The organism is Pedobacter sp. (assembly GCF_041662865.1).
Lineage (GTDB): Bacteria > Bacteroidota > Bacteroidia > Sphingobacteriales > Sphingobacteriaceae > Pedobacter.
Genome location: NZ_JBAZRL010000005.1, coordinates 1 through 11,305, shown reverse-complemented (window position 1 = coordinate 11,305; position 11,305 = coordinate 1). Strand labels below are relative to the sequence as shown.

Annotated in this window: 10 protein-coding genes; 2 read left to right on the top strand and 8 right to left on the bottom strand. The window is 34.4% G+C overall.

The window, feature by feature from the left end:
* The coding region (locus WC622_RS02850; protein WP_372817091.1) for an AAA family ATPase at positions 1-814 on the top strand (814 nt) is incomplete at its 5' end.
* A gap of 1 nt (position 815) precedes the next feature.
* Here WC622_RS02850 and WC622_RS02845 read toward each other — a convergent pair.
* The 8 genes from WC622_RS02845 to mutL all read right to left on the bottom strand — a co-directional run bounded on the left by WC622_RS02845 (position 816) and on the right by mutL (position 9,806).
* Entirely contained in the window at positions 816-1,694 is an 879-nt protein-coding gene (locus tag WC622_RS02845) for a glycerophosphodiester phosphodiesterase family protein (protein WP_372817089.1), read from the bottom strand.
* Between the two features lie 141 nt (positions 1,695-1,835).
* Positions 1,836-2,693, bottom strand: a complete 858-nt coding sequence (locus WC622_RS02840) for a nuclear transport factor 2 family protein (protein WP_372817087.1) — start codon at positions 2,691-2,693, stop codon at positions 1,836-1,838.
* Positions 2,694-2,766: 73 nt separating this feature from the next.
* Positions 2,767-3,756, bottom strand: a complete 990-nt coding sequence (locus tag WC622_RS02835; protein WP_372817085.1) for a M28 family peptidase — start codon at positions 3,754-3,756, stop codon at positions 2,767-2,769.
* Between the two features lie 10 nt (positions 3,757-3,766).
* Positions 3,767-5,227: a cysteine--tRNA ligase gene (gene cysS / locus WC622_RS02830; RefSeq protein WP_372817083.1), complete on the bottom strand. Its 1,461-nt coding sequence runs from the start codon at positions 5,225-5,227 to the stop codon at positions 3,767-3,769.
* Positions 5,228-5,274: 47 nt separating this feature from the next.
* Positions 5,275-6,393, bottom strand: a complete 1,119-nt coding sequence (locus WC622_RS02825) for an endonuclease/exonuclease/phosphatase family protein (protein WP_372817081.1) — start codon at positions 6,391-6,393, stop codon at positions 5,275-5,277.
* Positions 6,393-7,238, bottom strand: coding sequence for a rhomboid family intramembrane serine protease (locus WC622_RS02820; protein WP_372817079.1), 846 nt, complete (start codon positions 7,236-7,238; stop codon positions 6,393-6,395). Before WC622_RS02820 ends, WC622_RS02825 begins: the two co-directional genes overlap by 1 nt.
* Positions 7,231-7,962, bottom strand: a complete 732-nt coding sequence (locus WC622_RS02815) for a rhomboid family intramembrane serine protease (RefSeq protein WP_372817077.1) — start codon at positions 7,960-7,962, stop codon at positions 7,231-7,233. Before WC622_RS02815 ends, WC622_RS02820 begins: the two co-directional genes overlap by 8 nt.
* Positions 7,963-7,964: 2 nt before the next feature.
* Complete coding sequence (gene mutL / locus WC622_RS02810) at positions 7,965-9,806, bottom strand: DNA mismatch repair endonuclease MutL (protein ID WP_372817075.1); 1,842 nt, start codon at positions 9,804-9,806, stop codon at positions 7,965-7,967.
* Positions 9,807-9,977: 171 nt separating this feature from the next.
* Between mutL and WC622_RS02805 the strand changes: the two genes are divergently transcribed.
* On the top strand, positions 9,978-11,305 hold a 1,328-nt coding region (locus WC622_RS02805; protein WP_372817073.1), incomplete at its 3' end, for an amidohydrolase.

Genomic DNA, 11,305 nt, shown 5'->3' with positions numbered 1-11,305 from the left:
GGTTGGCGTACCTGGTTTGGCAAAAACGTTGTTAGTTCAAACGGTAGCTAATGTTTTAGACCTCGATTTTAACCGCATACAATTTACACCAGATTTAATGCCCAGTGATATCATTGGAGCAGAAATTTTAGGAGAAGATCGTCACTTTAAATTTATAAAAGGCCCAATATTTTCTAATATTATTTTGGCCGATGAGATTAATCGTACTCCGCCAAAAACGCAAGCTGCTTTATTAGAAGCCATGCAAGAAAAAGCAGTTACAGCAGCAGGTCATACACATATTTTACCTCAACCTTTCTTTGTTTTAGCAACTCAAAATCCTATTGAACAAGAAGGCACTTATCCTCTTCCAGAGGCACAGTTAGATCGTTTTATGTTTAATATTCAGTTAAATTATCCAGCATTTGCTGATGAGTTAACAATTGTAAAAAACACAACGAGTAATAGAGAAGTTAAGTTGGAGAAAATTATTGGGGCTAAAGAAATTCAATATTTTCAGAAACTGATTAGAAATATTCCAGTTACCGATAATGTTTTAGAATATGCTGTTAAACTAGCCGCTAAAACACGCCCAAATACTGCATTAGCTTCAGAAACAATTAATAATTATGTTTCTTGGGGTGCTGGACCACGTGCATCACAGTTTTTAGTATTGGGCGCTAAATGTCATGCTGCTGTATCTGGCAAATATGCACCAGATATTGAAGATGTTCAAGCGGTTGCTGAACCTATTTTACGACACAGAATTGTCCGTAACTATAGAGCGGAAGCTGAAGGTTTATCTATTGAACAGATTATTAAAGATTTGTTTTAAGCTATTTCAACTGTCCCATTAAATTAGGATAATCTGTTATAATTCCATCTACACCAAGGTTCATCATGTACTTAATATCTTTTATTGAGTTTACTGTCCATGGTATAATTTTTACACCAGCAGCATGGCATTTATCCACTAAATTTTTGCCTACTAAAACAGAATAAGGACTATAAATGGTTGGGTTAAATCCTAAATCTTTAATATTATTTTCAAAATCCTCTTTTTCATCTATGCCTAGTGAAGTACGCATTTTAGGATATTTTTTATGGAGATATTGCAACGTACGCATATCAAAGGATTGAATAATTACTCGTTTTTCAAGCTTTTTCTTTTTCACAATTCCCATAATGATATCTACAAATTCCTCTGGACTTGGTTGAAATTCAACATCACCTTTGCGAATTAGTTTTGTTTCGATATTATAGTCTGGTTTTGCTAATTTATTAAGTTTCACATACGTTTCAACAGAATCTAATAATTCTTCTAATAAAGGTTTATAGGCTTTAATTTTTTGTTGCCCAGGAAAACGAGGATGGATTTTACTACCTACATCGAATTTCTTTACCTCTTCATAATCCATTTTAAAGATGTTATACTTTTTTTCATCTTTTAGTGAAATTGATTTCCCTTCCGGTGTTAAACTATATTCGTGATTAAAATAAGGTTCTTGAGATACTACTGCTTGTCTATCTTTGGAAATTACGACATCCATTTCTAAGGTTGTAGCACCTAACTGCAATCCTTTTATCATTGCAGGAATTGTGTTTTCAGGCATAATTCCTCTAGCACCACGATGACCTTGCACATCGAATTTTTGTTGGGCTAAACCGCTTAAAGAAATACTTAATAAGGAAGCTAATAGTAGATTTTTTTTCATGGTTGATTTGTCTTCAATAATAACGCCAAATTTTATGATTTATTCGGTTTCATCTTAAATGCCCCTATAACAAAAAAGGATTTCAGCAAAACCGAAATCCTTAAAATTTATATTTGGTTATCTTGATACCTATTAGGAAGGTTAGCGTTCTGCCAAGGTAAAAATTTGGCTCATAATGTTCCAGTTTCCATCAGATTGACGTTCCCAGATAAACACATAATGGAAGCTCTCACGCAAATCAGTTTTATAATCTATCGTAGCTACACCAAATGTATAGGCTAGATCTCCTCCCAATGCTTTATCAGCTGAAGTAGTTTTCAAGCTAATTTTATCAATCATTCTGTTATTAAATGCTTGGATATTTTCCTTTCCAACAATTGTTTCTGTACCTGGAAACATCAATTGAGCGTCTTTATTTAGAAAACCTGCAAAAGCACTTGCACCGTATGATTTTAAGGTAGTATTTAATGTTTTTTCTGTAGTTAGAATAACTTCTCTACCTGCTTTTAATTCCTTATCTGTGGTGTATTTTGGAATAAAATGATCTTTAGGTTCTACAAAACTTGCTGTCGATTTATTTAAAGGTTTATTGGTCTCTGCACCTAAATCTAAAATGAATTTCCAGTTACCATTCTCTACTCTCCAAACCGAAAGATAATGCCCATAAGCTTTTTTTTCTCCGTTAACTACGTAATTTCCGCTTGTAAAACCCCAGTTCCCACTTCTAGATACCCTTGCAAAAGTTGGTGCCCAGTTCAAATTTTTCATATCTGGCGCAGTAGCATAAAAAGTTTTTGCGTTTACAGGGTTTGGTCTAAAAACCAACGCATCAGATGCTGCATATTTATTAAAAGCAGCTTTTGTCCCATCTTTCACTGCTTCTTCTGCAAATGCTTTTTCTGCATTTACCAAAGACTTTGTGGTGCCATCTGATTTTTGCGCAAATGCACTCACACTAATTGTTGCAACTAAAACTGTATAAATAATCTTTTTCATCATGATAAGTAAAATAGTGTTGCGAATATATGATTTGAACGTTAAGACTTCCTAAAAAGTAATTAACAATTACACATTATGAAGATGGTTTTTCTCTATAAATAGTTTCTAATACCGTTTGACCAACTGCTTTCAATGTGTTTTTGTCGATATTATTTAAATTATCTAATTGAGTATGCCAATTCATGTAAAAACCAGCAGCGTCTGTATAATGAATAATATCAATGCAAGGAATTCCAGCTTGATTTACCCAAAAATGATCGTCAATTAAACTTCCAGAAGTTACATTTATAAAATAGGCCGAGTACCCGATTTCATTTCCAATATCCCAAACTTTTTTAACTATTGCAGGAGCGTATTTTCTAGAAATTTCATCTTGCGCAAATTGTGCATTTCCACCGCCAACCATATCCAAATTAATAGCATATAAAGGTTTGTATCCTTTTACTGGCGGATTTTTAGCCCAATATTGAGAGCCAATACACCATGTGGTTTCATTTTGCGATTCATCATTTGATTTACCATAATCTTCAATATCCCACAAAATAAAATCTACGCCAACATTAGGTTGTTTTTGCTGAATTTGACGAGCCATCTCTAACATCACAGCCACTCCGCTTGCACCATCATTCGCTGCATCAAAAGGTTTGTCATGCATATTCGCATCAGGATCTTGATCTGAAAAAGGGCGGGCATCCCAATGGGCTGTTATTAAAACTCGTTGCGTTTTTTCAGGATTAAAGGCTGCGATAATATTTTTTAATCGGTAGTTTTTTCCATCATACGTTTTAGCAGGCGCTTCTTGCACAAACACTTCTCCACCAAAAGATTTAAATTTATTTACCAAATATTTAGCGCAATTAGCATGTGCTTCTGTTGATGGAATTCGTGGACCGAAATCTACCTGAGCTTTAGTGTAGGCAAAAGCGCTATCTGCATTAAAATCTGGAGAAGTTAATTTTACAACCTGTTCAGATTCTTCTTTGGTTTCTTTTTTCTCAGATGTACAGGCCTGAAAAATAAAAATTGCTAGTGCAGCTATGATTAAAAATTTTCTATTTATCATTTTGTAATAATTAAGATTTACTCCAAGTCGTTCCGTCTTTGCTATCTTTTAATTGGATACCAATATTTTGCAAGCCTACACGGATCATATCAGAAGTTGCGTAATCTTTATTTTCTTTGGCATCTTTTCTCAGGGCGATAACCATATCTAAAACCTCATTTAGTTCTGTATTGCTGGTATCTTCATCTTTTAAGCCAAAAACATCGAAGATAAAATCGTGCATTAAAGTCTTTAATTTATCTAACTCTGTTGAAGAAATTTTTAAAGCACCATCATAAACAGTATTTACAATTCGGACAGCCTCAAACAATTCCGCAATCACAACAGGGCTATTAAAATCATCGTTCATTGCATTTTCGCAATTCACACGAAGTGGATCAATTTCTACCTCACCATTTTCGCTTGCAACAAGTTTTGGCAATAAGCTAACTGCATTCATTAATCTTCTAAAACCTTTTTCAGATGCGTCCAAAGCATCATTAGAAAAGTCCAGTGTGCTACGATAATGTGCTTGTAGCATAAAAAACTTAACCGTCATTGGGCTATATCCTTTGCGCAATAGCGGATGATTGCCAGTAAATAATTCCCCAGGCAAGAACCCATTACCTGCCGATTTAGACATACGAGTACCGTTTACTGTCAACATATTAGTATGCATCCAGTATTTAGCAGGTTGATGATGACTACATGCCTCTGACTGTGCAATTTCATTGGTATGGTGTGTTGCTGCTAAATCCATTCCTCCACCGTGTATATCAAATTCCTGACCTAAATATTTAGCGCTCATTGCTGAACATTCTATATGCCAACCTGGAAATCCCATTCCCCACGGTGAAGTCCATTGCATTAATGTTTCTGGCTTGGCTTTAATCCAAAGCGCAAAATCTAGTCTGCCGTGTTTATCATCTTGCCCGCCCAATTCTCTGGTGTTTGCCAGCATATCTTCTAAGTTGCGGTTGGTTAAAATGGTGTAGTTATATTTCTGACTGTATTTTTCTACATCAAAATATATGGTTCCATCTACTTCATACGCATATCCATTATCGATAATTTTTTTAATCATTTCGATTTGCTCGATAATATGTCCAGTTGCAGTTGGCTCTATACTTGGCGACAAAGTATTAAATACACGCATCACATTGTGAAAACCTAATGTATATTTCTGAACAATTTCCATTGGTTCCAATTGCTCCAATTTTGCTCTTTTTGCAAATTTATCATCGCCCTCATCTCTATCTCCCTCTAAGTGGCCTGCATCAGTTATATTTCTAACATAGCGAACTTTATAGCCACTATGTTTTAAGTATCTAAAAATTAAATCGAATGAAATAAAAGTGCGACAATTACCCAAATGCACATCGCTATAAACTGTCGGACCACATACATACATGCCAACATGTGGAGCGTTTAATGGTTTAAATAGTTCCTTTTTTCGTGTAATGGTATTGTATAATTGAAGATCTTGTTTCATACTGCAAATGTAAATAAAAAGAGATTAATAGAGAGATGAAGGTAGCATTAGCGTTTTGTTGTTTTTAAACGCAAGTCACTCCGTAAAGGGAAATGATCAGATAATTTAGCTTGAATAATGTGATAATTTGTAACCTCAATATCTTTAGTTGTAGCAATATAATCGATTTGAAAATTAGGAAATTTACCATTATAAGTCCTCCCCAATCCACGCCCTTGTTTGAGAAAAGCGTTGTTAAGTGAATCTGTAATTTTAGTCACCGCATAAGAAGCCGGTGTATCATTAAAATCGCCTGCAACTAAATATGAGGTAGTGCAAGTTTTCATGTGTGCTTTCACTAAATCAACTTGTGAGCTGCGTTTTTTAAAAGCATTTTTTAACATGCGTAAAATCCTTTTAGAAGAATTCACTTCAGCATCCATTTCCTTAGTTACCTTCTCCAAATATGAATAATCTTCACTTCCAAATGAAATAGATTGCAAATGAACATTATACACTCTCAAAGGTTGGCCATTAACATCTAAGTCAACAAAAATACTTCCGTTTCCTGCATCAGGTCCAAATACTATATCGCCTTTATTTTGTATTGGATATTTAGAGAAAATAGCTAAACCAATTGCTTCAGATCGGCTTTTCATTGTTGGCTGGAAATAATAATATTTGGTATTTAATAGTTTCATTAAACTATCTACTGTATCGTATGGACCTTTATAGCGGCTATAAAATTCTTGAAAACAAATAATATCGGGGTTTTGCGCTTTAACAATTCCCAACATTTTTTCTTTTACTTCCTCCGTTATTTCTTCACCGTAAGGTTTAAAATTATGCACATTGTAAGTCATCACTCTGACTAAACTAGCTTCTGCCTTTTCATTTTTTCCAGTAGTACCAAAAAGACCAAACGTAGCAATTAATGAATGCCAACCTGCAAAAATAATTATTATCGTTAATAGGAAAAAAATCCATTTTTTACGTAAAACCCACCACAGTAGTAAAATTACGTTTGCCAATAAAAAGAATGGGTAGGCTAATCCGAAAAAAGCTAGAATAATATGTTGACGAGGATCGTTGCTACCCGCAAGCATTCCACACACTAATCCTATAGCAACTAGTATCGCTATAAAAATGACCAGTTTATCGAAAAAGGTTAATTTACTTTTCTTCATTAATTCTTGCTTGCCTTAAACAAAGTCTCTTTTTCCCCTTTGCTTAATTTATCATATCCGTTTTTAGAAATTTTATCTAATATCGCATCTATTTCCTTTTGATTTACATTACTTGTTTGTTTTTTTGGTTCGTTATTTCTTACAACTTTCAGTTTTGGCTTTTTCTTAAAAATGGCACTCAAATCTGTTCCATTCTGTAGTAGTTTAACATACAAAAATCCAAATAATACACCGCCCAAATGAGCTAAACTTCCGCCTGCATTTGTTGATGTTGTCCCTATTAAATCTAACAAGATATAAATTAGTAAAAGGTATTTAATTTTTATTTCGCCAACAAATACTAAGCGAATACTAAAATTTGGGACTAAGGTTACTAAAGCTGTAAATATAGCCATTACACATGCAGAAGCACCTATTAATGGAATATTATCCGAGGTTTTAAAAACAGGAACAATAGTGAAAATTAACGCATAAAAAATTGCACCTAAAATTCCTCCTCCTATGTATATCAAATGAAATTGGCGTGGTTTAATAAAATCTAAAAGCAGTTGTCCCATCCAATATAACCACAACATATTGAATAAAATATGAAAGAAATCAGCGTGGAAAAACTGATAGGTTAAAACAGTATAAAAATGGCTTAACCATAAATTTGGAAGCGATGGAAAAGCTAGATAATCATCTATTAAACTGTTAATTAATCCTCGATAACCAGCAAAAAAAACAACTACCGAAGTTAATGATACTAGTATAAAAATAAGGATATTAATACCTAGGTAAAGAAAAACCGGATTCCCAGATTTAAAAAATTTTAGTTTAAAATCGTCCCACAAATTGCTATTCATAATCGTAATATGTGTTTTTATCTTTCCAAAGTTTTACTAAAATAAATCCAATTAAAGCTCCACCTAAATGTGCAAAGTGTGCAATTGAATCTCCCTGAATTCGTGCGACACCTAAAAACAATTCTATAACAATATAAACCGGAATAAAGTATTTCGCTTTAACAGGAATAGGTATAAACATTAAGTACAATTCTACATTTGGATACAGCATGGCAAAAGCTGTCATTATTCCAAATACTGCACCAGAAGCACCTACCATAGTTCCAAAATAAATTGAAGCAATTTTTACAGAATCTGCCTCAGAAAAAAGCTGTGGATTGTAGCGATCCATCGCTAATAAATCTAATGGTAAATTTCCATGGTTAATTACCGAGCCTGTTACTTGATATAGCTCAAAAGCTTGAACGCCCCATTGTAAAGCTAAAGCGCCCAAACCTGTAATTAAATAAAAATTAATAAATCGCTTTGTCCCCCAACGACTTTCTAAAATTCCACCAAACATGAAAAGACCAAACATATTGAAAAATATATGTGTGATATCGGCATGCATAAACATGTAGGTAATCGGCTGCCAAATTCCAAACTTTGGGGAATCAAAATAATGAGCACCTAAAATTTCTGCTAAATCAATTCCTTGTTGTTTGAAAACCCAACTTGCAACAAAGAAAATCACATTGATAATTAGCAAATTCTTTACAACTGGTGGTATATGTATGTTATTCATATTTATTTATCAAATTTCTGAGCGATTTCTGTTAATGCAATAGTTTGTATAACTGGTTTTCCACTTATGCTAAAATTAGGTGTTTTACAAGCAAAAAGTTCTTCAATAAGCGTATTCATTTCTTGCTGACTTAAAGCTGTCCCCCCTTTTATTGCACTATTTTTTGCCATACTTCTGGCTAATGCATCTCGTCTATCTAATTTAAGCTCTTGTTGTGAGTTTTTAAACCCTTCTATTAAATGTTCAAACAATTGAGTTTCATTGATGTTTGCACTTCCTAAATCGACAGGAATACCTTCAATTACCAAAGTATTTTTGCCAAACTCTCGTACTTCGAAACCAAAACTTTTAATATCGTCTAGCAAACTTTTGGCTAATTCATAATCATTAGGGCTTAACGTAACAGTTTGAGGAAATAAGCTTTGCTGCGATGCCCCCTTTCTATCATCCAAATGCAGTAAAAATCGTTCGTATAAAATTCGTTCGTGCGCAGCTTGTTGATCGATAATCATTACTCCCGATTTTATTTGGGAAACAATATAACGATGATGTATCTGCATAAATTGCTTTTGTACCGGCTCAAATTGATCATCTTTGTGATGTCCTAAATCTATAGAAACTTGCTCTGGAACCTGATGATTACTTATTTCATACAAAGAACCCCAATTCTTACTCGGAGCCATACTTGCATGGCTCTCGTTTCTAAAAGAAGGAGCTTCTTTAGTTTTTGTAGCACCAAAAGGGTTAAAATCTGGATTAAAAGCAATACTTGGTGGCACAATATCTTCTGGTGCTTTATGACTAATCATGTTGCTAAACCCAGTTTCTTGATTAAAATCTATAGTTGGGCTAATGTTAAATCGACCTAAAGATCTTTTTACTGCCGAATGAATAATGGCATAAATTGATTTTTCATCCAAATATTTAATTTCTGTTTTAGTTGGATGAACATTTACATCAATTTTTGCCGGATCAATATCAATAAACAAAACATACAACGGGAAATTATCATCAGATAATAATTCTTGATATGCTTTATTTACTGCATGATTTAAATACGCATCCTTTATAAAACGATCGTTCACAAAAAAGAACTGTTCGCCTCTAGTTTTCTTGGCAAATTCTGGTTTCCCAATAAATCCTTTTAGATTAATTATGGTCGTTTCTTCTTCTACTGGAATTAATCGCTCATTGTAATTATTGCCAAATAAATGCACAATACGTTGTTTCATAGCAGATGCCGGCAAGCGATAAACTTCTAACCCATCATGGTGCAAACTAAAAGCGATGTGCGGTTTTGCCAGTGCAACACGTTGAAATTCATCTATAATATGGCGCATTTCTGCTGGATTACTCTTTAAAAAATTTCGTCGAGCAGGTGTGTTGTAAAATAAATTTTTTATTGAAATGCTCGTGCCATTTGCAGTAGCAACAGGTTCTTGCTTAATAAAAGAAGCCCCCTCAATTTGTATCAATGTACCCAACTCGTCTTCATGACGTTTAGTTTTCATTTCTACTTGTGCAATCGCAGCAATTGACGCCATCGCTTCCCCTCTAAATCCCATCGTACGAATGGCAAACAAATCTTCCGCTTTGCGAACTTTAGAAGTTGCATGACGCTCAAAGCACATTCTGGCATCGGTAATTGTCATGCCGCAACCGTTATCTATAACTTGAATTAAGGTTTTTCCAGCATCTTTAACAATCAATTGTATTTTATCCGCTCCTGCATCAATGGCGTTTTCTAGTAATTCTTTTACCGCTGATGCAGGTCTTTGCACCACCTCTCCTGCTGCAATTTGATTGGCAACACTATCGGGTAAAAGTTGTATAATATCAGACATCTATATTCTCGAGTAAGGCTGCTAATTTAGCGAAAATAAGGCTAATCTAGGTTACAAAAATTGATTGTTTAATTGTCAAATTGCTTAATCGTTTATCATCTGTACAAGATATGAATGTATTATTATTAACAGCTAATTGAAAACTGCAAACTGATTTTATATCTTTAAAACATGAAACGAATACTCCCTTTATTTGCTCTTCTTCTAATTTTATTTGGATGCAGCAAACCAAAAGCAGATTTACTAATCTATAATGCAAAAATTTACACTGTTAACAATAAGTTTGATACAGCAGAAGCAATGGCTGTTAAGGATGGCAAAATTTTAGCCGTTGGCAGCAATGCTGATATTCGTAAACAATATGGCGCAACGGAAGAAGTAGATGCAAATGGAAAAGCAATTTATCCAGGTTTTATTGATGCACATGCTCACTTTTTTGGGTATGGCGAAAGCCTACAAAGTGCCGATTTAACAGGAACAACGAGTTGGGAAGATGTATTAAAACGTATTACAGAATTTGCGAAGGCGCATCCTGATGGTTGGTTAACGGGCAGGGGTTGGGATCAAAATGATTGGCAAAACAAACAATTTCCGAGTAAAGAAAAATTGGATGAATTGTTTCCGAACAGACCGGTTTTATTAGAAAGAATTGATGGGCATGCATCTATTGCTAATCAAAGCGCTTTAAATGCAGCGGGTATCACTAAATCATTTACACTTACTGGAGGCGATATTGTAGAGAAAGATGGAAAGTTAACTGGTCTACTTGTTGATAATGCAGTAGAATTAGTTTCAAATAAAATTCCACCTCCAGATGAGAAAAAAGCAACAAAAATTTTATTAGATGCGCAAAAAAACTGCTTCGCTGTAGGCTTAACTACTATTGATGATTGCGGTTTAAATTTTGATGCCGTAGAGTTTATAGAGAAAATGCACAACAACAAATCGTTAAAAATGCGTATGTATGTGATGCTTTCGGATGCTGAAAAAAACTACGATTACTTATTTAAACGCGGAAAAATAAAAACAGATCGACTAAATGTTCGTTCGTTTAAAGTATATGCTGATGGTGCTTTAGGTTCTCGTGGGGCCTGTTTATTACATCCATATACCGATATGCCAACCAAATCTGGTTTTCTGTTAAGCGATAGTAAACATTTTGAAGAAGTAGCCAAAAAAATTAACGAACATGGTTTTCAAATGTGTACACATGCCATTGGCGATTCGGCTAATCGCACCATCTTAAAAATATATAACCAGGTTTTAGGCGGAAAAAATGATAAGCGATGGCGAATAGAACATGCACAAGTTGTGGCGCAAAGCGATTTTAATTTATTTGGAAGTGCTAGCGTTGTGCCTTCTGTGCAACCTACACACGCAACTTCAGATATGTATTGGGCGGCAGATCGTTTAGGAAAAGAACGAGTAAAAGGTGCGTATGCCTACAAACAATTGTTAGATCAAAATGGTTGGATACCTTTAGGAACTGATTTCCCAGT